This is a genomic window from uncultured Senegalimassilia sp. (assembly GCF_934630535.1).
Lineage (GTDB): Bacteria > Actinomycetota > Coriobacteriia > Coriobacteriales > Eggerthellaceae > Senegalimassilia.
Map to the genome: position 1 here is coordinate 15485 of NZ_CAKTVU010000015.1, position 21318 is coordinate 36802.

At 64.5% G+C, this 21318-nt stretch carries 20 protein-coding genes; 13 read left to right on the top strand and 7 right to left on the bottom strand.

Annotated elements, in window-relative coordinates; all coding sequences use genetic code 11:
• The first annotated feature begins 100 nt into the window (after positions 1–100).
• Together Q0D52_RS07780 and Q0D52_RS07785 are read left to right on the top strand one after the other, a co-directional pair.
• On the top strand, positions 101–436 hold the full coding sequence (locus Q0D52_RS07780; RefSeq protein WP_294381654.1) for a cupin domain-containing protein: 336 nt from the start codon (positions 101–103) through the stop codon (positions 434–436).
• Between the two features lie 130 nt (positions 437–566).
• Positions 567–908, top strand: coding sequence for a cupin domain-containing protein (locus tag Q0D52_RS07785; RefSeq protein WP_294381657.1), 342 nt, complete (start codon positions 567–569; stop codon positions 906–908).
• Here the strand turns inward: Q0D52_RS07785 and Q0D52_RS07790 are convergent.
• On the bottom strand, positions 883–1119 hold the full coding sequence (locus Q0D52_RS07790) for a hypothetical protein (RefSeq protein WP_294381660.1): 237 nt from the start codon (positions 1117–1119) through the stop codon (positions 883–885). The two genes, Q0D52_RS07785 and Q0D52_RS07790, sit on opposite strands and share 26 nt — an antisense overlap.
• Before the next feature lie 325 nt (positions 1120–1444).
• On the opposite strand from Q0D52_RS07790, the gene Q0D52_RS07795 reads away from it, so the two are divergent.
• From Q0D52_RS07795 to Q0D52_RS07830, 8 genes are all read left to right on the top strand, one after another.
• Positions 1445–1756: a hypothetical protein gene (locus tag Q0D52_RS07795; RefSeq protein ID WP_294381662.1), complete on the top strand. Its 312-nt coding sequence runs from the start codon at positions 1445–1447 to the stop codon at positions 1754–1756.
• Between the two features lie 377 nt (positions 1757–2133).
• The gene (gene nrfD, locus Q0D52_RS07800) at positions 2134–3000 is read left to right on the top strand and encodes an NrfD/PsrC family molybdoenzyme membrane anchor subunit (protein ID WP_294381665.1); all 867 of its coding nucleotides are present in this window, start codon (positions 2134–2136) and stop codon (positions 2998–3000) included.
• A 127-nt stretch (positions 3001–3127) separates the two neighbouring features.
• Positions 3128–3568: a GntR family transcriptional regulator gene (locus tag Q0D52_RS07805; RefSeq protein ID WP_294381668.1), complete on the top strand. Its 441-nt coding sequence runs from the start codon at positions 3128–3130 to the stop codon at positions 3566–3568.
• A complete protein-coding gene (locus Q0D52_RS07810; RefSeq protein WP_294362939.1) occupies positions 3565–4512 on the top strand; it encodes a slipin family protein in 948 nt (315 codons plus the stop codon). Before Q0D52_RS07805 ends, Q0D52_RS07810 begins: the two co-directional genes overlap by 4 nt.
• A 318-nt stretch (positions 4513–4830) precedes the next feature.
• Complete coding sequence (locus Q0D52_RS07815; protein WP_294381670.1) at positions 4831–7230, top strand: molybdopterin-dependent oxidoreductase; 2400 nt, start codon at positions 4831–4833, stop codon at positions 7228–7230.
• A 10-nt stretch (positions 7231–7240) separates the two neighbouring features.
• Positions 7241–7867, top strand: coding sequence for a 4Fe-4S dicluster domain-containing protein (locus tag Q0D52_RS07820; RefSeq protein ID WP_294381672.1), 627 nt, complete (start codon positions 7241–7243; stop codon positions 7865–7867).
• 12 nt (positions 7868–7879) lie between these two features.
• Positions 7880–9040, top strand: a complete 1161-nt coding sequence (gene nrfD, locus Q0D52_RS07825) for an NrfD/PsrC family molybdoenzyme membrane anchor subunit (protein WP_294381675.1) — start codon at positions 7880–7882, stop codon at positions 9038–9040.
• An 88-nt stretch (positions 9041–9128) separates the two neighbouring features.
• On the top strand, positions 9129–9779 hold the full coding sequence (locus Q0D52_RS07830) for a molecular chaperone (protein WP_294381678.1): 651 nt from the start codon (positions 9129–9131) through the stop codon (positions 9777–9779).
• Between the two features lie 315 nt (positions 9780–10094).
• Here the strand turns inward: Q0D52_RS07830 and Q0D52_RS07835 are convergent, their stop codons facing one another.
• Positions 10095–11027 (bottom strand): MBL fold metallo-hydrolase, encoded by a 933-nt coding sequence (locus tag Q0D52_RS07835; protein ID WP_294381681.1) that lies wholly within the window; start codon positions 11025–11027, stop codon positions 10095–10097.
• Between the two features lie 528 nt (positions 11028–11555).
• On the opposite strand from Q0D52_RS07835, the gene Q0D52_RS07840 reads away from it, so the two are divergent.
• Positions 11556–11924: a 3-hydroxyisobutyrate dehydrogenase gene (locus Q0D52_RS07840; protein WP_294381684.1), complete on the top strand. Its 369-nt coding sequence runs from the start codon at positions 11556–11558 to the stop codon at positions 11922–11924.
• Positions 11925–12757: 833 nt separating this feature from the next.
• Here the strand turns inward: Q0D52_RS07840 and sufU are convergent.
• The 5 genes from sufU to sufC are packed head-to-tail and all read right to left on the bottom strand — an operon-like array spanning position 12758 to position 17962.
• Positions 12758–13177 carry a Fe-S cluster assembly sulfur transfer protein SufU gene (gene sufU, locus Q0D52_RS07845; protein WP_294381687.1) on the bottom strand — a complete coding sequence of 140 codons (420 nt, stop codon included), beginning with the start codon at positions 13175–13177 and terminating at the stop codon, positions 12758–12760.
• Entirely contained in the window at positions 13170–14504 is a 1335-nt protein-coding gene (locus tag Q0D52_RS07850) for a SufS family cysteine desulfurase (protein ID WP_294381690.1), read from the bottom strand. Before Q0D52_RS07850 ends, sufU begins: the two co-directional genes overlap by 8 nt.
• 3 nt (positions 14505–14507) lie before the next feature.
• Entirely contained in the window at positions 14508–15770 is a 1263-nt protein-coding gene (locus Q0D52_RS07855) for a SufD family Fe-S cluster assembly protein (RefSeq protein ID WP_294381695.1), read from the bottom strand.
• Entirely contained in the window at positions 15770–17179 is a 1410-nt protein-coding gene (gene sufB / locus Q0D52_RS07860; protein ID WP_294381698.1) for a Fe-S cluster assembly protein SufB, read from the bottom strand. Before sufB ends, Q0D52_RS07855 begins: the two co-directional genes overlap by 1 nt.
• Positions 17180–17188: 9 nt before the next feature.
• Positions 17189–17962, bottom strand: coding sequence for a Fe-S cluster assembly ATPase SufC (gene sufC, locus Q0D52_RS07865; RefSeq protein WP_294381701.1), 774 nt, complete (start codon positions 17960–17962; stop codon positions 17189–17191).
• A gap of 435 nt (positions 17963–18397) precedes the next feature.
• Between sufC and Q0D52_RS07870 the strand changes: the two genes are divergently transcribed.
• Positions 18398–18832 (top strand): Rrf2 family transcriptional regulator, encoded by a 435-nt coding sequence (locus Q0D52_RS07870; protein ID WP_294381703.1) that lies wholly within the window; start codon positions 18398–18400, stop codon positions 18830–18832.
• A 1004-nt stretch (positions 18833–19836) separates the two neighbouring features.
• Positions 19837–21129: a hypothetical protein gene (locus Q0D52_RS07875; protein ID WP_294381706.1), complete on the top strand. Its 1293-nt coding sequence runs from the start codon at positions 19837–19839 to the stop codon at positions 21127–21129.
• Positions 21130–21318: the final 189 nt, after the last annotated feature.

Below are 21318 nucleotides of genomic sequence, written 5' to 3' on the forward strand. Positions count from 1 at the left end.
TTGCCATTTTCGCTACATGATGGCATTGACAAGCAAAATTCGCTTATATTCGCAATCGAGGCAACGCAACTCTTAAGGCCACGAACGAACGGAGGCTTTTATGCCGCTTCGCAGCTTACCAACTGATGCCGCAGCGTCGCTGGCTCAGATGATCGATATTCGCCCAGGTCAGGTGTCGAGCATGGCGCTTACGCGCAATGCGGGGTTCGACCTTACGCTGCTGGCGTTTGCACCGGGCGAAAGCGTGAGCGAGGAAGAATACTTCGGCGATGTGCTGTATTACCTGGTGGAGGGCGCGGCATGCGTTGTGCTGCCGGAAAGCCGCATTGTGCTTGAGGTTGGTCAGGCGTTGCGTGTCCCCGCGCATGTTGAACATGCCGTGGAAGACGCGGGCGGCGAAGGCTTCAAGCTGCTGCAGCTGAATGCGCACGAGTAAGCGTTTGCTGGAGCTGGCTTATCCTTAAGCCGGTTTACATCGGTGACTGGAAGGATAGAGGTAGTGAGAAATACAGGCATCGTGGCAGGTCAACGGCATGTCACGATGACGCAGCAAGAAAGGAAATCCCATGGCAGAACTCATTAAAAACGTGGATCACGCAAGCATTTTCGCCTTGAAGGACCTGGTTGAAATCGAACCGGGACGCGTGAACAGCCTTACGTTGTCGCAGATGCCGGGCTGCAAAATGACGGTGTTCGCCATTGACGCCGACGAGGGCATGTCAAGCCATGCAGCGTCGGGCGACGCGCTCATCACGGTGCTCGAGGGCACGGGCGAAATCACCGTCAACGACGTGCCGCATCAGCTTTCCGCAGGTCAATCTATCGTCATGACCTCGGGAAGCCCGCACAGCGTGCGCGGCGTCACCCCGTTCAAAATGCAGCTTACGGTGGTGAAGCCCGCAGAATAGCAAAAGCGGGACAGGCCTGCTTGAAGCTTGCCCGCGCTCTCGGGCTTAAGTTGGGTGCGCTCGGGATGCCGAAGTTCACGACCATGGCCGCGTTCTGTCCGCCGAGCAGCAGGCTGCCGAACGGGCGGGCCAGGAAGCTCACCGCGAAGGTGACGAAGGCCAGCAGCGTGGCGAGCACCGGGTCGGACTTGGCGACATCGGTGAAGAACATGAGTCCGAAATAGCTTGCCGCGGCGCATGGCCGCCAACCGTTCGATGACCGGTTTCGCAGTATCGGAAGTTGTTTGAGAAAAACGGCGCAGCTTGGTATATGGTGAGGTGAGCAGACTGTGTGTGAAGCAGTGTTCGCTAAGGGAAGTACCAACGCCGCCGAGGCGACGTAAAAAAGCCGGAAGCAGCCCGGTCGAGTACAGACTCGGCCGGGCTGCCTAATTCACTTCTTTTGATGTTCAGGAAACGGGGTCCTCTGCAGAAATGGGGGGCAGTTCAGGACGTAGCACCAAGTGTCCGGGGCTTTTTGTTTTGAGGGGGGGACTATGGCCTCGAAGAAGAATCGCTCTTCTTGGGCGAAGGAGAAGGCGCAGTTCAACGCGCAGCTGGGCGGTTTCGATGCGCTCGACGACGTGTTCGCGCGGGAAGATTCGCGCCATGTCCATCTTTCGGAGGAGCGCGAATCCGCGCAGCGATACAAGGCGTGCGAATCGAAGAACCGCTATGCCACGCTGGCGGAGGCCCAGGAAAACCTTGCCTGGTGCGAGCGTCGGGGCAAACGCGGCCTGCAGATCTACGAATGCCCCTATTGCGGCGGCTGGCATCTGGCCTCGCATCCCTGGGAGGACGCGAGGTAGCGGTTTCCCGTTTCGGACAGTTAACGCTACGTCCCCGAGGTGTCAGGCGGGGAGCTATCCTGCAGGAACGTTTTTCGCTAATCGTGGCTCAGATTGCGAGTTTTCCGACTTTTCGCGAGGCTGACTTGCCATGTTCGTGCGACTTTGCCGCATGCGGTGTAATATTCGGGCCGAAAAATGCACCAAACGCAACAAACTCGTGAAATCAAGCCAACAGCTATCGCCGGCGATTCGGAAAACTCGCAATCTGAGTCACGAAACCCGATAAAGCTTCCTTCATGACGCTTCGGGGACGTAGCGTAGCGTAGCGGTTCCCCGGTTTTGCCTGCTGCGTCGTCGGTTGGGTATACTGCGGCGTGGTAAGGGAAGGGGTGCGCGTGTTCAGCGATTTCGCTATCTGGTATTTGTTTCTCGCCGGCACGGCCGGAGGCGCTTTCCTGTGCGCCACGGTGATGGATGTCCGCGCGAACCCCGGCTGGGATGCGCGCCGCGTGCCGCTTTGCACGCGATGTGGCATGTTCGGCGCCTTCGGGTTTTTGGCGCTGGCGGCGCTCATGCTGTTCTGCGATCTTGGGGACCCCTTCGATATATGGTATCTGTTCGAGAATCCGCTGCGCTCCATCGTGTCGATGGGCGCATGGCTGATCGTGCTGGGCTTGGCGCTCTCATTGGCGGTATCGGCCATGATCGCCGCAAGGATAGACATGCCGTATCTGTTCCGCTTCCTGGAAATCGCCGGCTCTGTGGCGGCCATCGGCGTGATGGGCTATACCGGCGTGCTGCTGTCGTCGATGGTCGCCGTCGAGTTCTGGAACACCTGGCTTCTGGTCGCGCTGTTCGTCGTGTCGGCCGTAAGCTGCGGCTGCGCCTTTATCTCGCTTTCCGCTTTCATCCTCTCGGGATCGGCGCAAAGGTCCTTGGCGCTGAAAGGCGCTGCCCGCTTGCTGCGCGCGGCGGAGCTTGTCGTGCTGGTCGCGTTCCTTGCGTCGCGGTGGTTAGCGGGCGGCGCGGCGCAGCGGTCTTGCGAACTGCTGTTTTCGGGGCAGCTTGCAGGGATCTTCTGGGGCGGGCTCGTGCTATGCGGGTTCATCGTTCCGGTCTTCGCGGACTTGATCGCGCGCGTGGCTCCCGTGCCGGTCTTGCGGCAGATAAGCGCGGCATCGACGTTGGCGGGCGGGCTGTGCCTGCGATATTGCGTGGTGCTCGCGGCTTCGCACGCCCCGATTTCGCTGATTGTGACATAATGATAGTTCATTAGGTAAACTACGCTCTGGCGCAAGGTGCTTCAGGTTCGCGCGAAAGCGGGAAACCGGGTCCATAACGGCTCGCAAGCGCCTTAGCGAAACGTATCGATACGAAACGGGGCAGGCCATGACGGCGATCTCCAACACAAGGCAAACCGGCGAATCCGCGTTGGTCGCCGATAAGGATCTCATCACCATCGACGAGGACAGCGGTATCCCCATTTGGATGCAGCTGCGCAACAGGCTGGTGTACTTGGTGGTGTCGGGAACGTTCCCGCCCGGCATGAAGCTGCCGACGGTGCGCGACCTGTCCTCGTCGCTGAAGGTGAACTACAACACGGTCAGCAAGGTGTATCGCGACATCGAGAAGGACGGCTACGTCATCACGCGCCGCGGCAAGGGCACGTTCGTGGCCGAGATCAATTCAAGCGGCTACGAAGCGCAAGACGCGAAAGCTGCGGTGGATATGCTGATCGATAAATTCCTGGAGCAATGCAAGGAGCTGGGGCTGTCCGAGACGGATGCAGCCGCGGCGGTGGCGAAGCGTGCAGGGGGGATGTTCGTATGAGAAGGTTCGGACCGCGGCGCGGGCATCGTGGAAGCGAGCAGGCGGACGTCGCGTTCGCCAACGTGTCGCACGAGTCCCCCGACAACATCATCACCGAAAAGGACGCAAGCCGCGTCGGTGTGTACAGCTTCGCCCTGCTCATGTTCGCGGTGGGCTTTGCCGCCGTTTTCGCCCTCACGTCACCGTGGCTGAGCGTGTTCACCGTGCTCGGCTCGGCGGCGGCGGGGCTGTTGCTCGCGTCGACGGTGCGCGTGGCGGCGCAATGGGAGCATGTGGCGCTGCTGCGCTTCGGCAGGTTCCGCAAGATCGCGGGCCCGGGCGTGTACGTGGTCGTGCCGTTCGTGGACTCCGTGGCGATGCATATCGACCGCCGAACCATCACCACGGCATTCTATGCCGAGCAGGCGCTGACGTCCGACCTGGTCAGCGTGGACGTCGATGCCATCCTGTTCTGGATGGTCTACGACTCCGAGAAGGCGTGTCTCGAGGTGGCGAACTTCCCGCAGGCCGTGCGCCGTGCGGCGCAGACGGCGGTGCGCGACGCCATCGGCCAGGTCACGTTGGCCGAGCTTTCCGTTCGCCGTCGCCAGCTCGATCACGAGTTGCAGGAGTTCATGGCCGAAAAGTGTGAGGAGTGGGGCATCAGCGTCATCTCCGTGGAGATCCGCAACATCAAGATCCCGAAGGAGCTGCAGGACTCGTTGGCGCGAGAGGCCCAAGCCGAGCGCGAGCGCGACGCCCGCGTGCTGCTGGCCGACGTCGAGCGCGACATCTCCGAGATGTATGTGGAGGCGGCGCGCGTGTACAACGAGGAGCCGGGCGCCATGCAGCTGCGCGCCATGAACCTTTCCTATGAAAGCGCCCGCGATGGCAAGGGCGTCCTCCTTGCGCCCAGCAGCCTGGCGGACGGTTTCGTCGACCTGGGCAAGGATATGGCGAAGTAGCCGGGAAGTGCTCCGGGCTGGTGCGTGGTGCGGCAGCTGATTCGACGGGTTCAAAAGGCAAACAAGTCGGAAACCCAAGTGTCACAGCAAGCAGCGCGCAAGCGTTTCCCCAGGTAGAAGATATTCTTTACAAAATATAACCATTGAACTATTGAACTAGTTCAACATAAGAGTAATATACGGCTCGAGAGGTTGGCCATCCATGGTATGCACGAATGGGGGAGCTTGATCTCGGGCCGTTTCTTTCGCGCGGTTGCAAACGGGCGGAGGCGCGCGGCGCGGGGTCGATGCTTTCGGAGAGATAACCGAGGAGGAGAGATGACGGGAACGCAAAGCGCAAGCCGCGGTTTGACCCGTAGGGATTTTCTCAAGGTCGGCGTTGCGGGAGCGACGGGCTTGGCTGCCGCCGGTTCCATGACCGGCTGCGACGCCTGGCTGGGCGCCGCCACGCAGCAGGCTGCCGATGAGAAGACCGTATACACGCTGCACCAGTTCATGTGCACGGGGCGTTGCTCGCTCAAATGCACGGTGCGCGACGGCCGTTTGGCCATGATCCAGCCCAACGACACGGTCGACCCGTACTACCGCCACGTATGCGTGAAGGGCATTTCCGAGATCCAGCACGTCTACAGCGATGAGCGCCTGCAGTCGCCCATGCGCCGCGTCGGCGCGCGCGGCGAAGGTTCGTTCGAGGTGATCAGCTGGGACGAGGCTATCAAGACGGTGGGCGACGAGCTGAGGAAGGCCTGGGGCAAGTACGGCAAGCAGTCCGTGTACATGTCCGCTTCCAACGAGCCGCGCTTCGGCTTCCTGCCGGCGCTTCTGGGCTGCGCCACCGGCGTCGAGCCCGGCATCGACCGCGGCACGGGCAACGGTTCCGCGCCGGCCATCGGCGGCGATGTGTTCGGCGGCGGCACGAACGAGACGCGCGACTGGGTGAACACCAAGACGCTCGTGGTCTCCGGCACCAACCTGCTGGAAAGCTCCATGATGCAGGCCAATACGTTCCTGGATGCGAAGAAGGCCGGTTGCGAGATCATCGTGCTCGACCCGCACTTCTCCACCACGGCCGGCAAGGCCAGCAAGTGGATCCCCGTGATCCCGGGCACCGACGCGGCGTTCTACCTGGGCATGGTCAGCTACATCCTGGACAACAAGCTCTATAACGAAGCTTATATGCGCGAGCACACGTCGTTCCCGTTCCTCATGGACGAGGCCACGGGCAAGCTGCTGCGCACGGGCGCGGCTTGGGGAACCGACGAGGAGACCGGCGAGCCGGTCGACCCCGGCGACTTCATGGTGTGGGACGCCGCCAAGGGCGCGGCGGTCCCGTATGCCGAGGCCGTCGCCACCGCTGCGCTCGAGGGCTCGTTCGACGTGGATGGCAAGAAGGTCATCACCGTGTTCGAAAGCCTCAAGCGCAATCAGCGTCCGTACACGTGCGAGTGGGCCGAGGGCGTTTGCGGCGCGAGCGCTGATACGATCGCCGAAGTGGCGCGCAAGTACGCCACGGGCGGTCCGGCGTACCTGGCGTTCGGCCAGGGCGGCTCCGACAAGTACTCCAACCCCGACATCATCGGCCACGCCGGCATGGTGCTGGTGTCGCTCACGGGCAATATCGGCAAGCCCGGCTGCGGTATCGGCCATGGCATCGGCGGCGGCGGTTACAGCGTGTCGCTGGGCGAATGGGAGCTTCCCGAGCAGTTCAAGCCCGCTGAGCTGGACGTCCGCTCCGACCGCTTCCCCGATCGCGACGGCGGCGTGCATGTGATCATCTCGCTGGGCAACACGTTCCAGCAGTACTGGGCGAATATGAACAAGACGCGCGGATGGATCGATTCGCTGGACTTCATCGTCCACATCGGCATGTACTACGAGGACACGGTGAAGTACGCCGACATCGTGCTGCCGGTGTGCAGCAAGTTCGAGGACACCGTCGAGCACTCGATCGTGCGCAGCGACTACAACCATGTGAACCTGCAGACGAAGTGCATCGACCCGCTGTTCGAGAGCAAGCCCGACTTCGACGTCATGCGCCTGATCGCCGACGAGATGGGCGTGGGCGAGTATCTGCCCAAGACCGCGGAGGAGCTGGTGCGCTACCAGATCGAGCATTCCGAGGACCTTGCCGAGCAGGGCATCACGCTGGCAGAGCTCGAGAAGAACCACGGCAGCATGAAGATGGCCGACGTCGACGAGCCTCGCCGCGCCTACACCGACCTGAAGTTCGAAACCCCCACCACGCGCATGGAGCCGTACTACGAGGCCTGGAAGCCTTGCGAGCAGGCATGGCCGAACTGGGAGGAGAACAACGAGGCGTACGCCGGCAACCCGCTGGCGGAGAAGTATCCGCTGCAGTTCACGCAGACGCGCACCCGTTTCTCCAACCACTCGCACTTCAAGGCGGCGAAGTGGGTGCAGCAGTTCGCCAAACCCACGCTGGAGCTGAACCCGGCCGACATGGCCTCGCGCGGCATCGCCGACAAGGACGTGGTGGAGGCGTTCAACGACCGCGGCTCGTTCAAGTGCGTGGCGCGCGCGAACAACGCCGTGCGTCCCGGCTCCTGCCGCACCTGGGAAGCGGGCTGGAGCAAGTACATCGAGGAGGGGAACACGCAAAACGTCACGAACGACCACGTGAACCCGCGCGATGAGTACCTGCCCACCGGCGCGCCCATCCCGTTCAACGACACCCTTGTCGAAGTGAAGAAAGCGTAGGTGATATGCCATGACGAAACTTGCAATCGGTATCAACCTTGATCGCTGCATCGGCTGTCATACCTGCGCAAACGCTTGCAAAATGCAGAACAACGTGCCCGACGGCATGCTGTGGAACCGTGTGATCACCGAGGGCTGCGACGCCATCGACGGCGCCGTGGGCGAGTACCCCAACCTGAGCCGCACCTATGTGCCTCTGGCGTGTCAGCACTGCGAGAACCCGGCCTGCCTGAAGGTGTGCCCGACGGGCGCCACGTACAAAGACGAGCAGGGCCGCGTGGAGATCGATTACGACCGTTGCATCGGCTGCCGCATGTGCATGGCCGCCTGCCCCTTCAACGCCCGCGTGTTCAACTGGGAAGACCCTCAGCGCGACGGCGATTTCAACTGGGGCGACGCGCGCGTGCCCGTGCGCACCCGCGGCGTGATGGAGAAGTGCACGCTGTGCAAGGAGCGCACCGATGCCGGCGAGGAGCCGATGTGCGTGGTGTGCTGCCCGACGCACGCCCGCGTGTTCGGCGATCTGGACGACCCGAACTCGGAGCTGGCGCAGCTGCGCGCCACGAAGGGCAAGGATGTGCATATTCTGCTGGAAGAGAAGGGCACGAAGCCCCAAGTCTTCTACTTCGACGAGTAAAGGGGTGCCGTTATGAAACTTTCGGCTCAGTCTAAGATCGGCGTCGGCGTTCTGGCGGCGATCATGGTGATCGGCTTCTGCGCCTACGTGTTCCAGCTGACGCAGGGCCTGTGCGTGACGGGCATGTCCAACGGCGTGTCGTGGGGCCTGTACATCACGTGCTTCATGTTCTTCGTCGGCCTGTCCGCCGGCGGCCTGATCGTGGCCAGCTCGGCGCACGTGTTCGGCATCGAGTCGTTCAAGCGCGTGTCCATGCCCGCGGTCATCACCTCCACGGTGTGCATCCTGTGCGCAGGCGCGTTCATCCTGATCGACCTGGGCGGCATCCAGCGCATCTGGAACATGTTCATCCACTTGAACTTCACCAGCCCGCTGGCGTGGGACATGTGCGTCATCACGACGTACCTGGTCATCAACGTGCTGGACATCATCTGGCTGCGTCGCGGCGATGAGCGTAAGGTGAAGATGCTGTCGTATGTGGCGCTGCCGGTCGCCATCCTGGTGCACAGCGTGACGGCGTGGATCTTCGGCCTGGAGATCGCCAAGGAGGGCTGGTACTCGGCCATCATGGCCCCCATCTTCGTGGCGTCCGCCTGCGACTCGGGCTTGGCGCTTCTGATGGTGGTTCTGGCGGCGGTGCGCAAGGCGGGCGTGTTCGATTGCGGCCGCGATCTGTTCGCGAACCTGGCGCGTCTGCTGGCGACGTTCATCGCGGTGGATGCGTTCTTCATTGGCTGCGAGCTTCTGACCACGGCGTATCCGGGCACCGAGGGCGCATCCCATGTGCTCGGCATCATGACCTCGGGCGCGACCGCACCGTTTTTCTGGTTCGAGATCCTGGGCGGCCTGCTGATCCCGTTCGTGCTGCTGGCGTCCGCTAAGCGCCGCGAGCGCACGGGCGTGGTGGTCGCGGCCAGCGCGCTGGTGATGTGCGGCGTGTTCTGCAAGCGCGTGTGGCTGCTGTTCACCAGCTTCACGGTCACGAACGTGTACGGCGCGCCGGGCATCTCGTCCGGATCGACCGCGGCACGCGGTGCCGACGGGTTCGACATGTGGGCGCTTGCCGGGTCGTACATGCCCCAGCCGGTCGAGTTCGCCGTGGTGGCGGCGGTGGTGAGCTTCTGCATCCTGGGCATCGCGCTTCTGTCGAAGAAGCTGGTTGCGAAGGCATAAGGCCATGTTGCGCGGCGCCCTATCCCGGGGCGCCGCGGGCGGTGCCTCTCTGTTGGGCAAAGGGTCGTTTGGTTTGAAAGGACGGGAAATGCGTTCGATGACGTGCGAGGAATGGACGGTCGCGTCCCAGCTGTACGCGTTCTTGGGCAATAGCCTGCTGTCGCCGATGAGCCGTACGGAATCGGTCGGCTTGGATCCGGCGTTCTGGCGCGATCTGGGCGGCTTGCTCGATGGCGCGCTGGCCGATCCGGCCGAGTCGTTGGCATCTTGGGCTGAGCGTGCGTCCGCCGATGCCGGCCGCTCCGAGGTTGTGCAGCGTGTATCCGTCGAGTTCACGAAGCTGTTCGTCGGCCCTCCGAAGCCGGCGGCCGCGCCTTGGGAGTCGGCAAACGGCCCCGTTGAGTCGCATGTCGGTTTCGGCGAGGCGACGTTTGCCATGCGGGAGCGGTTGCGCGCCCTCGGCCTGGAGCTGTGCAACGAGAACAACCAGTACGAAGACCACGCGGGCATCGAGTTGCTGTACCTGTCCGAGCTTTGCCGCCGGGCATCGGAAGAGCCCTCCGGCGCCGCTGCCTGCGATGCGGCCGCACCGGATGCGGAGGAGATCGCGTCGTTCGTTCGCGAGCATCCGCTTGTCTGGGTGCCCCGTCTTCGCGAGAAGGTGGCGGTGTCGCAGCCGGAGGGCTATTTCGTTCGCCTGCTCGACTATGCGTTGGCATTGCTGAGGTGGCAAGCGTGATTGATGGGCCTGCGGCGGGTGTTTTCGCTCAAGGGGTTCGCGGCGCGTGAAGCAGGGACTGCTGGTTAGGCGGTGCGCCCTTCGGGGCGCGCCGCCTTTTGCGTTTTAGCGGGCGGTGGTGAGGGGGAAGCGGCGGTTTGCGTTGCTGCACGGAAGCGGCTGGGTCACGATGACGCTTCGGGGACGTAGCACTAGGTGTCCGAATCGAGCAGGTGCGAAGCGCCCTCGGTCAACGCTTGGTTTCGGCATTTCGCATCTGGGGGATCTGGACAGTTAACGCTACATCCTCAAAGTGCCCGAGGCGTCGGGCGATTGTTAGCGGGCGGTGGTGAGGCGGGCTTGGTAGCCGCAGAGGGTTTCCGCGTAGCAGCCGGCTTCGCGGAGCGCCGCTTCGAGCGTGCGCCTGGCCAGGCTGTAGTCGTTGTTGTTCTGTGACACGTGCATGGCCACCACCGTTTGCGGCAGGCGCAGGCCCGCGGTGCGCGATTCGGCAACCAGCGTGCCGAGTTCGGCGGCTGCCTGGTCGTTGGAAAGGTGCCCGCTGTTCGACGCGATGCGCTGCTTGATGACGTACGGGTAGGGCCCGGCAGCCAGCATCTTCGGGTCGTGGTTGCTCTCGAGCGCCAGGATGCGCACGTCGCGCAGCGCCGCATGTGCCTGCGCCGTGATGATGCCGGAGTCCGTCAGGTAGCCGATTGCATCGCCGTCGGCGGCGTCCTCGATGCGGAAGCCGAACGATGCGGCGGCATCATGGCTGGTGGCGAAGGGGATGATGCGCATGCCCGCGGCCTCGACGGCGCCGGGGCCCGCAGCGCGCGCCGTCAAACCCTGCCCGGCGGGGGCAACCGCCGCATGCGGGGTGGCGTCCTCGAGGGTGGCGTTCGCGATACCTTGGCTGCCCGCCTGGGCGCAAGCCGCCGTCAGCTCGCGGACGTCGAACGCCTCGGCCACCTTCGCCAGCGCGCTGCTGTTCGCCGTGCATGCGCCCGCCGCGAACACCGGCGGCACGTTGCCTATCTTCGCCAGCCCGCGCAGCACCACGCCGAGGCCATTCACGTGGTCGCCGTGCTCGTGCGTCACGAACATGGCCTGGATGCGGCCGGGGTCGAAGCCGGCCTCGTCGCAGCGGTTGAGGAAGTCGCGCTTGCAGATGCCGCAGTCGATCAGCACCCCGGCGCCGGTGGCGGTGTTCTCGATCACCGCGGCGTTTCCCGAGCTTCCGCTGGCCAATACGTGCAATGCGAGCATTCCGATCCTCCGTGATCCGCTATCCAATCAAAACGTTCCCCATACTAGCAGCATCTTACGGCGCATGTGGTCTGCGCTCGCAAAGGGCAGGCAATCCCCTTGCGCGCCGCGTGTGGGAATGCGGGACACGCGGGAGGGAAGGCCGGCTCTGCGTGAACAGGGGACGGAGGTGCGTTCAGGATCGATCCTCGCGCTTTCGGCAACGTATCGTGAACACACCTCCGTCCCCTGTTCATGTGGCGGCTGCTTGGGAAGGCGCCGGCCGTGCTCCCGTGTGCGGGGTCCGAATGCCGCGCTGGCCCTGCCGGGTTCGGGAGGTGTTACGCGCCGATGGCGCGCTGCGCCGCCGCAATGCGAGCTTTCGCTTGCTTTTCGTCAAAAGCCAAGCGGGCGAAACGAAGGCTTCCCATCAGCGCGAACCGTGTCGGAAAGATGGTGCGCGTTTGTCGTTGCGCGCCTTCTGCCGAAGGCCCGGCGTGCGCGCACTAAGATACGAAGGGTAACAACGTCGAAGAAAGGGGTCGCCTTATGGAGAAGGAACTGTTCGATTACGTGGCCGAGCGCGCCGAGGTCCTGGCGACGAACGATGCGAGCACGCAGGTCACCAAAGACGCTGCCGAGGCGTGGAAGGCCGCCGTTGCGGCGGACGCCGGCGATGAGGCCGTCAAGGCTGCCACCGACAAGCTGCTCGACGTGCTCGAGGGCCGTCCCACGACCATCGACGGCGTGATCGCGTTCGCCGAGGGCCCCGCCAAGCAGCTCATGGGCGAAGAGGCCGCCGCGGCGATGCTCGCCGAGCAGCTCAAGCGCAAGGAGGCGGGCGCGAAGTACTGCAACTGCCCGTCGTGCACCGCGGCAAGCGAGCTGCTCGCGAAGTTCGGCCATATCGAGCTGTAAGCCGCTGCCTATATCAGGCGAGAGGGCGCAGCGGGGAATCCGGGCCGCTCCCCCGTTTCTTGTGCATGAGAAACGGGGGAGCGGCCCGGATTCCCGGTTGCGCCCTTCTTCTTTCCGCGGGCAGGTTCTCGATCGCACGCCTTCGGTTCTTGTTCACCTCTGCGCTACTCAAAGGCATGCTTTGGGCGGTGCATTTCGATTTCTCTTCCGAGGGCGGAGCGGCCGAGGCGCGGGATCGAAGGTCGGGTCGCCTGCTCTGGGTGGTCGAGGCGCTTGGGATTGAAAGGCGGGCCGCCGGCTCTGGGCGATCGGCGGATGAGACGGAAGCTTTTCGCCGGATTATGGCCGAGAACGCGAGTTTTCCGAATGTTAGACGACGGTTCTGGGTGCTGGAAGTCGTCGAGACAAACGTATGCAATCGTCTATTACAGAAACGCATGCGTTCATTACAGTCCCAGGAAATGAGCGGTGTCTAACATTCGGAAAACTCGCGTTCCGAGACATGAAAGCCGGAAAACCTTCTTTCCCGAACCGGCGAGAACGCATTCGCCCGGTGAACAGGGGACGGAGGTGTGTTCACGACGCTTTGCCCAAAACGCGAGGATCGACCGTGAACACACCTCCGTCCCCTGTTCAGCCGCCATCGCGCACGCCCGTAGCGCCAGGCATAACCTGGACCGTTATGGTCACCTGAACCCTTTTCATATCCACCTTCTTATCCCATCTTCTGGGCGTCTCCTCCCCGATGGCTGCCCAGAGGTTCGTATAACAAGAAGCCCCTGCCTGCTGTCGCAGGTCAGAGGCTTAAAACAACGAATATAGCTGAATATAGCTTATTCCCCGATGATCTCGGACAGGGTGCGCCAGCCCAGCTCGGCGCACTTCACGCGTGCGGGCATGTGGCTGATGCTCTCCAGCTGGGCGGCCTCGTCGAGGTCTTCCTTCTCCTCGTCGGAAAGCGTCTCGCCCTTGACCATCTTCATGAACAGGCCGCACAGACGGCGCGCCTCCTCGACGGTCTCGCCGGTGACCAGGTCGGCCATCATGTCGGCGGACGCCTGCGAGACGGCGCAGCCGTGGCCGGTGAACGCGGCCTCCTCGATGACGCCGTTCTCGATGCGCAGCTTCAGCACCATCTCGTCGCCGCAGCTAGGGTTCACGCCCTCGTGCTCGTCGGTGGCGCCCTCCATGTCGTACTTGTAGTCGGGATGCGCGTTGTGCTCCATGAGCGCGGCGGTGTAGATGTTAGCCATTGAAGGTCCTCCAAACGTTGCCGAGGCCCGCGATCAAGGCGTCGACGTCCTTCTTGTCGTTGTAGAACGCCAGGCTGGCGCGGCAGCAGGCAAGGTTCTCCACGCCCAGCCACGTGAGCAGCGGCTGCGCGCAGTGATGCCCGGCGCGGATGGCCACCTGGTCCATGTCCAGGATGCTGGCCACGTCGTGCGGGTGGATGCCGTCGACGTTGAAGCTGATGACGCCGTGGTGCATGTCGGGGTCGGGACTGCCGATGATGGTGATGAAGGGCAGCTTCGCCATTTCCTCCATGCAGTAGCGCACGAGCGCCTGCTCGCGCGCGGCGATGACGTCGAGGCCCACCGACTCCACGTAGGCGATGGCCGCCGCGGTGGCGTAGATGCCGGCGGCGTCCTGCGTGCCGGCCTCGAACTTCTCGGGCACGGGCGCCCAGGTGGCGTCCTGCTCGGTGACCGAGTCGATCATCTCGCCGCCCGTGAGGAACGGCGGCATGGCGTTGAGCAGCTCGTCGCGGCCCCACAGCACGCCCATGCCGAACGGGCCGAACAGCTTGTGCGCGGAGAAGGCGAAGAAGTCGGCGCCGATGGCCTGCACGTCCACGTGGATGTGCGGCGTGGACTGCGCGCCGTCGACCACCAGGTAGCCGCCCTGTGCGTGCACGCGGCGGCCCAGCTCCTCGACGGGGTTTTTCACGCCAAGGACGTTGGACACGTGCACCACGGACACGATCTTGGTCTTCGGGCCGATCTTCGCGTCCATCTCCTCGGGCGTGATGACGCCGTTCTCGTCGGGGTAGAGGTAGACGAGCTTCGCCCCGGCCGCGCGGCAGGCCTGCTGCCACGGGATGAGGTTGGAGTGGTGCTCCATGATGGTGATGCACACCTCGTCGCCGGGTTCAAGCACGGTGGGGGCGAAGGCCTTCGCCACGATGTTGAGCGACTCGGAGGCGTTGCGCGTCAGCACGATGTCGTGCGCGTCGGGCGCGCCGATGAACTTCGCCACGCGCTGGCGGGCGATCTCGATGGCCTCGGTGGCCTCGACCGACAGGCGGTACAGGCCGCGCAGGGCGTTGGCGTTCATCTCCTCGTAGAAGCGGCGCTGCGCGTCAAGGACGGCGGCGGGGCGCTGTGCGGTGGCGGCGCTGTCCAAAAACACCAGGTCGGGATGGTTGGCAAGCAGCGGGAAGTCGCGCTTGTAGGGGTTCTCGGCGATGTTTGCGGCGCACACGACGTCGCCGGCCGTGGCCGAGGCCTGGGCGGCATGCGCCGCGTCGGCCACGGCGCATGCCGTGCGATCGAGCTCTGCGTTGTTTGCGGAAGCTGACATAAGCTAGCCTTCCACCTCCTGATAGGGAATGCCCAGGCGGCCGGCCAGGCGGCCGACGCCCGCGCGAACGGTTTCGTCTTCGATGGTAAGCGCCGTTTCCTCCAGGGTTGCCGTGGCGAACAGGCCCTCGGCGGCTTCCTGGGAAAGGCCGCGGCACTTCAGGTAGAACAGCTGGTCGGCGGCAACGTGGCCGATGGTGGCGCCATGGTTGCCGGCCACGTCGTCCTCGTCGCACAGGATGACGGGGATGGTCTTGTTGTCCACGCGCTCGTCCACCAGAAGCACGGTCTCGCGCTCGGTGCCCTCGGCGCCCTTGCAGCCGCGCACCAGGTCGATGGTGCCGCGCAGGACCTTCTTCGACTCGCCCATGAGCGCGCCGTTGGCGTCGATGTTGCAGCGGGTCTTCTTGCCGCGATGACGCACGACGTAGTTGAAGTCGCGCACGTCCTGGCCGGCGGCCAGGTAGCGGGTGTCCACGTCCACGCGCGACAGGTCGCCGCGCAGGTCGGTGGCCAGACCCGTGTAGGACTTGCCGGCGCCCAGCATGCGGTGGCGGACGGTGACGAACGCGCCCTCGTCGCAGATGATGCCCGTGTCGTCGAGCGCCATCCACGTTTCGTCGAGCGTATGGACGGACGTGACGTTGACGTGGGCGTTCTCGCCGGCGAACACGCGCAGCACCACGCCCACCACGCCGCTGCCGGCTGCGGGGGAGTCGAGCGACACGGTCAGGTCGAACGCAGCGCCCGCGGGGGCCACCACGTCGATGGCGGCCACGTTGGCGGCGCCGTCGACGCCGGCGATGCGCACGGTGGCCTGGCCGCGCTTGCCGGCGGCCGGCGCGAACACGGTTGCGGCGGCCTTGCCGGCGGCCTGGGACAGCCACTCGGTGGCCTGCTCGCCCATGCCGCACTCGAACGCCTCGGCCGCGTTGTTCGCCATCTCCTGGCGCACGGCCTTGTGCTCGTAGGTGGAAAGCGCGGGGATGTCCAGGTCGGCGGGGTCCACGTCGGGGTCGACGGCCTTCAGGATGGCGCGCGTGTCGGCGGGGCCGGCGGCGCGGGCCGCATCGACGCGCTCCTGCAGCGCGGCCACGGCCGCGTCGAATGCGCCCGCTTCGCCGATGAGCTCGGCGGCGGCCTCCACTTCCGCCTGGGCTGCGAAGGACAGGCCCTCGGGCAGCTCCACGGCGGTCTCGTTCATATCAAGGCGATGCCAGGTAGGCGCGGGCATCGCGTTCACGTTGCTCAAAACGTCGGCGCCCATTATCCGATCGCCCCTTCCATTTCCAGCTTGATGAGGTTGTTCATTTCCACGGCGTACTCGAGCGGCAGCTCCTTGGAAACGGGGTCGGCGAAGCCGTTCACGATCATCGTGCGGGCCTCTTCCTCCGAGATACCGCGGCTCATCAGGTAGAACACCTTGTCGTCGCCGATGCGGCCGATGGTGGCCTCGTGCCCGATGTCGACGTGCTTGCAGCGGATGTCCATGGCCGGGATGGTGTCGGAGCGGCTGTGGTCGTCAAGCATCAGGCTCTGGCACGACACGCTGCACGCGGAGTTCTCGGCCTTCGGCGTGGCGACCACGCTGCTGCGGAACGTGGACACGCCGCCGCCCTTGGAGATGGACTTCGTCTCGATGGAAGCCGAGGTCTCCGGCGCGGCGAGCACCACCTTGCAGCCGGTGTCGAGGTTCTGGCCCGTGCCGGCGAACGTGATGCCCGTGAACGTGCACGTGGATTTGCGGCCGGCCAGGATGGACATGGGGTAGAGGTAGCCCACATGGCTGCCGAAGCTGCCGGACACCCACTCGATCGAGCCGCCCTCGTCGCACGTGGAGCGCTTGGTGTTGAGGTTGTACATGTTCTTCGACCAGTTCTCGATGGTCGAGTAGCGCAGGTGCGCGTTCTTGCCGACGAACAGCTCCACAGCGCCTGCGTGCAGGTTCGCCACGTTGTACTTCGGCGCGCTGCAGCCCTCGATGAAGTGCAGGTCGGCGCCGTCTTCGACGATGATGAGCGTGTGCTCGAACTGGCCCGCGCCCTTCGCGTTCAGGCGGAAGTAGCTTTGCAGCGGGAAGTCGAGCTTGGTGTCCTTCGGCACGTACACGAAGCTGCCGCCGGACCACACCGCGCCGTGCAGGGCGGCGAACTTGTGGTCGGTGGGCGGGATGAGCGTCATGAACTTCTCGCGGATGAGCGGCTCCCACTGCGGGTCGTGCAGCGCCTCCTCGATGCCGGAGTACACGATGCCCATGCGGGAAGCGGTGTCCTGCATGTTGTGGTAGACCAGCTCGGAGTCGTACTGCGCGCCGACGCCGGCCAGGTAGCTGCGCTCGGCCTCGGGGATGCCCAGGCGGTCGAAGGTGTTCTTCACGTCGTCGGGCAGGCTGTCCCAGTCCGACTTTTGGTCGGTGTTGGGCTTGACGTAGGTGACGATGTTGTCCATGTCAAGGCCGGCGATGGAGGGGCCCCAGTCCGACGTGGGCATGCTCTTATAGATTTCCAGCGACTTCAGGCGGTGCTGGAGCATCCACTCCGGCTCGTCTTTCTTCTCCGAGATCTCGCGGACGATCTCGGGCGTCAGGCCCGCCTCGAGCTTCTCGGTGCTGTCGCCGTATGAAAAGTCGTAGAGGCTGCGGTCGATGTCCGCCACCTCGGTGCGTTGCTTAGCCATGGCTGCCCCTTATTCGGCGGATGCGGCCGCGGCCTGCTCGAACTGCTCGAAGCCGTTCTCGTCGATGTCGGCGATCATGGACGCGTCGCCCTCGGCCGTCATGCGGCCCTTGACCAGGACGTGGACGCGGTTGACGTCCACATGCTCCAGGATGCGGGTGTTGTGCGTGATGATGACGAGCGTGCCGTTGCAGCGCTTGCGATAGACCTCCATGCCGCGCGAGACGACGGACAGCGCGTCCACGTCCAGGCCGGAGTCGGTCTCGTCGAGGAAGGCCAGCTTCGGCTCGAGCAGCAGCAGCTGCAGCATCTCGAGCTTCTTCTTCTCGCCGCCGGAAAAGCCCACGCCCAGCTCGCGGTCCAGGTAGGCCGGGTCCATGTTCAGCTCCTCGGCCAGCTCCTTGACGTGCTTGCGGAACTGCTTGCCCTTCATGTCGCCCACGCCCGGACGGCCTGCGGAGATTGCGCGCAGGAAGCTGCTGACGGGCACGCCGGGGATCTCCACCGGCGCCTGGAAGCTCAGGAAAAGACCCGCGTGCGAGCGTTTATCGGTGGACAGATCTGTGATATCCTGTCCGTTGAACGTGATTTTGCCGCCGGTCACCGTGTACTCGGGATCGCCCATGACCACGTGGCCCAGCGTCGATTTGCCGGCGCCGTTCGGGCCCATCAGCACGTGGGTCTCTCCAGCGCCCACGGTCAGGTCGACGTCGTGAAGAATGACCTTCTCATCCACGGCGGCCGAAAGGCCCGCCACGTTGAGGAGGATGTTCTCGTCTGCCATCTTCTTCTTCCCCTTCTCATTTCCTATAAATAAGGCTATGCTTATTCATATACGTTTGATAGGATTAAGATAACGTGACACGCGGATTTGTCAAGCGAAATGCTTGCTGCGAGGGATCAATCCGCGGAATGAGCGCGAACGCGCATGCTTTACGTCTAGTGTAACCTATATGTTCCAAGGGCGACGCCGGACGATGTGAGCAGCCGACGGATGACCGGGGGTCGTCATGGCGGCGAGCGGGTAGGCGCCGGCATGGCGTGCGGTGTTGGGCGCAGCGCGCGTGCGACGAGCGTCGCGCGTGCGTTCGGCGAGCGCGGGGCATGGCCCACGCGAGGTTCGCCTTGCGAGCCCGCGCGATCGAGGCACCGGTCCGCGTGGTTCGCGGTAAGCGTTTCGGTGGTTTGGCGAAGGTAGTTGGAACGATAAGGGGGAATCGTGCTTATCTCATCGAAGGGACGATATGCGTTGCGCTTGGCGGTGTGCATCGCGCAGGCGGGGCCCGAGGCGAAGGTGTCGCTTCGCGAAGTGTCCGAACACGAGGAGCTGTCCCTGAAATATCTCGAGCAGATCGCCCGCCCCATGGTGTCGGCGGGCCTGTTGGCAAGCGTGCGCGGCAAGGGCGGCGGGTACCGCTTGGCGCGCGATCCGCAAGATATCCTGGCGGGCGACGTGCTGCGCGCGGTCGAGGGCACCACGGTGCCGGTGACCTGCGCGGCGCTCGACGGCCCCGAGCCGTGCCATCGCGCCGGCGTGTGCACCACGGTGCGCTTCTGGGCGGGCCTTGACGAGGTCATCGAGAAGTACGTGGACGGCGTGACCGTCGCCGACCTGGCCGACGCGCCCCAACCCCACATCGGGATCGCGGAGTAGGGGGTAGCTACGTAAGGCGGCACGGCGGTGAACGCGGTGCCTGGCGCGATTTGGCCGGATAGGGCGACTTGTTGGGGCGTGTCCGTATGGGATTCGGTAACGTAAGGGCGGTGATGCCTCCCGTGCCCCGGGCGTCTCGGGGCTGGCCCCGCGCGAAAGCTTGCCGGTTTCGTTTCGCCAGATGACGGGAGGGAAGTCAGCGCCTCTCTTTACGGGATTCCGCGATTGCAAACGGCTTGACGTGAGGCCGGCATCCCCTCGGGGGGTGCCGGCCTCGCTTGGTTTTGCGCGGATTCGGCGTGGTGGGGTCACGTGTTCGGCTCCCTATGAGCCGCCCGGTCTTGTTACAGCGCTATGTTTGCGCGTTGATCTGCGGGTGTTCGGCTTCGCCAAGGTGTCGCCCATGTTCCCTTCGCGTGATTCTTTGATGGGTCGCTCATGGTTCTTCCGGGCGCAAGCAGCCGATCTCTCGATGGCGGCGGCTCAGCCGCGGCCCTGGGGTTCTGGGGGGTTTGGGTGGCGGTCGCCCGGCTTTTGCCGCAGCCCTGGAGATCTGGACGGTTTTGCAGGAAAACGGGCCTGATTTTGACATGGGTCTAGAGTTCTGTGCGGTTTTCGGGGCAGATTTCGGCAGGTGCTCGGAATAACCCCAGGTCAGCTTTTGCGGAAAGGCCGGCATTGCCTACGAAACCGCCCAGAAGTTGCTTTGCGTTTCGCAATTGTCGCCCACGGTGCCAGTAGGAAGTCGGCATCGTGCTTGAAACCGCCCAGAAGTCGGTGTCGTATGCGTAGGGCGTTAAGCTAGGGCGTCTGGTCGGGGATTCGCTCGGTTTGCTTCTGCGGATTCGGCGCTTGTTGTTTGACGGGTCGGTATCGCTTCGGTGAATGTTCGCTGAAAGGGTATCGGGGCGGTGACGAAGCGCGTAGCCTTCAGCTTAATACAAGGTTCGAGCGCGATGATTGCCAGTCGCGCTCAGTAAAAAGCGAGCATGAGGAGGTTGCTCATGGCGCATATGCAGGAAAACCCGCAAACCGCGGGTAAGGATACGAAGGCGGTGCTGGGAGGCGAAACGAGGCAAATGCCCTTGCGCGCCGATAGGCCCGCGCGGGCGGCCCAGGCGCCGTATCCGCTTCAGGGCCGCCCGGCCCCGACGCAGCGGGTGGCGACGCCGTTCGCCGCGCCCGGTGGGAATGGCGCGAACGGCATTCCCGGCGCGAACGCAGCTGCGGCGGTAGAAGTCGCTGAAGCGGATGAGGCTCCCAAGCGCAAGGGGCTGGGCGGGCTGCTCGAGGGGCTGTCCGTGCCGCAGGTGGCCGCCGGCGCGTTGGCGGCGGTGACGTCGATGTTGCTGTCGTCGAAGATCGGCATCGCCGGCTCGGTCATCGGCGTGGCGGTAGGCTCGGTGGTGTCCACCGTCGCATCGCAGGTGTACAAGCAGTTTCTGCAGGCTTCCGCCGACAAGCTGCGCGAGCTGAGCCCGCTCGATGAGGCGGGGTTGTCCGCAGCCGCGGGCGAAACCCGCGTGATGCCGGCGGCAGGCGAAGGATTTTCCGCGACTCGCGTGATGGGTGCCGTGCCGGCGTCCGGCGACCATGCCGCGGCCGACGGCCCGGCTGCTTCCGCAACCCCCACCCGCAGTGTGCGCGACCTGCGCGAAAGCGGCGAGACGGGCGTGCTTCGCGGCCGCGCCGAGCATCTGCGCCGTCGGCGCATGCAGCGCGGCGTGATCGCGGTGTCGGTGGTGTCGGCCCTGGCCGCGGTGGCCATCTCCGCGGGCATCATCAACCTGGTGACGGCGGGCGAAGGCGTGGGCACCAAGACTGAGCCGCTGTTCACCGGCGCTTCCACGTCGCAAACCGACGACGGCTCCACGACGAAGGGCAAGCAGAACAGCAAGTCCCAGCAGTCCGCAACGCAGAGCGAGGACAGCTCCGCGACGAAGGATTCCGCCGCGCCCGTGCATCAGGATGGCACGGCGTCGCCTGATAGCTCGGCTTCCGGGTCCAGCAGCACCGGCGGGTCGTCGACCAGCGGCACAGAATCGGGTAGCGCAAGCGGTACCGGCAGCTCGACGGGTTCCACCACCGGCGGCACCGGCAGCAGCTCCGGCAGCACGTCCGGTTCGCAAACCGGCGGTTCCGGCAGCGGTTCCGGCGGCTCGTCGACGGGCTCATCGACGAGCGGATCCACGGGGACGGAAAGCTCCTCGTCGACCAGCGGATCCACGGGCTCCACGGGCAATTCCTCGTCCGGCTCCTCGACCAGCGGATTCGCAAGCTCCACCACAGCTTCGTAACAGGCAAGCGGGGCGGGCGCGCAACGAACGCGCCCGCCCCGCTTTTGCGCTCGCCCGACTTGCGAGCTTGTGCGAACGTCGGGCTTTTGCGTTCGCTTCCCCTTCTTCCGTGATAATGCCCACTGTTGGAGGGCTGTGCGCGCCCGTGATGCTAGGATGAACGCGAAACACGAAACCGCCGCTTTTGCG

Excerpts from the sequence above, each read along its gene's own strand:
- Q0D52_RS07795 (WP_294381662.1), top strand. The coding sequence starts at position 1,445 with ATGGCCTCGAAGAAGAATCGCTCTTCTTGGGCGAAGGAGAAGGCGCAG.
- Q0D52_RS07820 (WP_294381672.1), top strand. The coding sequence starts at position 7,241 with ATGACGAAACTTGCAATCGGTATCAACCTTGATCGCTGCATCGGCTGT.
- sufB (WP_294381698.1), bottom strand. The coding sequence starts at position 17,179 with ATGGCTAAGCAACGCACCGAGGTGGCGGACATCGACCGCAGCCTCTAC.
- Q0D52_RS07840 (WP_294381684.1), top strand. The coding sequence starts at position 11,556 with ATGGAGAAGGAACTGTTCGATTACGTGGCCGAGCGCGCCGAGGTCCTG.
- Q0D52_RS07785 (WP_294381657.1), top strand. The coding sequence starts at position 567 with ATGGCAGAACTCATTAAAAACGTGGATCACGCAAGCATTTTCGCCTTG.
- Q0D52_RS07855 (WP_294381695.1), bottom strand. The coding sequence starts at position 15,770 with ATGGGCGCCGACGTTTTGAGCAACGTGAACGCGATGCCCGCGCCTACC.
- Q0D52_RS07875 (WP_294381706.1), top strand. The coding sequence starts at position 19,837 with ATGGCGCATATGCAGGAAAACCCGCAAACCGCGGGTAAGGATACGAAG.
- nrfD (WP_294381675.1), top strand. The coding sequence starts at position 7,880 with ATGAAACTTTCGGCTCAGTCTAAGATCGGCGTCGGCGTTCTGGCGGCG.
- sufC (WP_294381701.1), bottom strand. The coding sequence starts at position 17,962 with ATGGCAGACGAGAACATCCTCCTCAACGTGGCGGGCCTTTCGGCCGCC.
- Q0D52_RS07790 (WP_294381660.1), bottom strand. The coding sequence starts at position 1,119 with ATGTTCTTCACCGATGTCGCCAAGTCCGACCCGGTGCTCGCCACGCTG.
- sufU (WP_294381687.1), bottom strand. The coding sequence starts at position 13,177 with ATGGCTAACATCTACACCGCCGCGCTCATGGAGCACAACGCGCATCCC.
- Q0D52_RS07830 (WP_294381678.1), top strand. The coding sequence starts at position 9,129 with ATGCGTTCGATGACGTGCGAGGAATGGACGGTCGCGTCCCAGCTGTAC.
- Q0D52_RS07835 (WP_294381681.1), bottom strand. The coding sequence starts at position 11,027 with ATGCTCGCATTGCACGTATTGGCCAGCGGAAGCTCGGGAAACGCCGCG.
- Q0D52_RS07815 (WP_294381670.1), top strand. The coding sequence starts at position 4,831 with ATGACGGGAACGCAAAGCGCAAGCCGCGGTTTGACCCGTAGGGATTTT.
- Q0D52_RS07805 (WP_294381668.1), top strand. The coding sequence starts at position 3,128 with ATGACGGCGATCTCCAACACAAGGCAAACCGGCGAATCCGCGTTGGTC.
- Q0D52_RS07780 (WP_294381654.1), top strand. The coding sequence starts at position 101 with ATGCCGCTTCGCAGCTTACCAACTGATGCCGCAGCGTCGCTGGCTCAG.
- Q0D52_RS07850 (WP_294381690.1), bottom strand. The coding sequence starts at position 14,504 with ATGTCAGCTTCCGCAAACAACGCAGAGCTCGATCGCACGGCATGCGCC.
- Q0D52_RS07810 (WP_294362939.1), top strand. The coding sequence starts at position 3,565 with ATGAGAAGGTTCGGACCGCGGCGCGGGCATCGTGGAAGCGAGCAGGCG.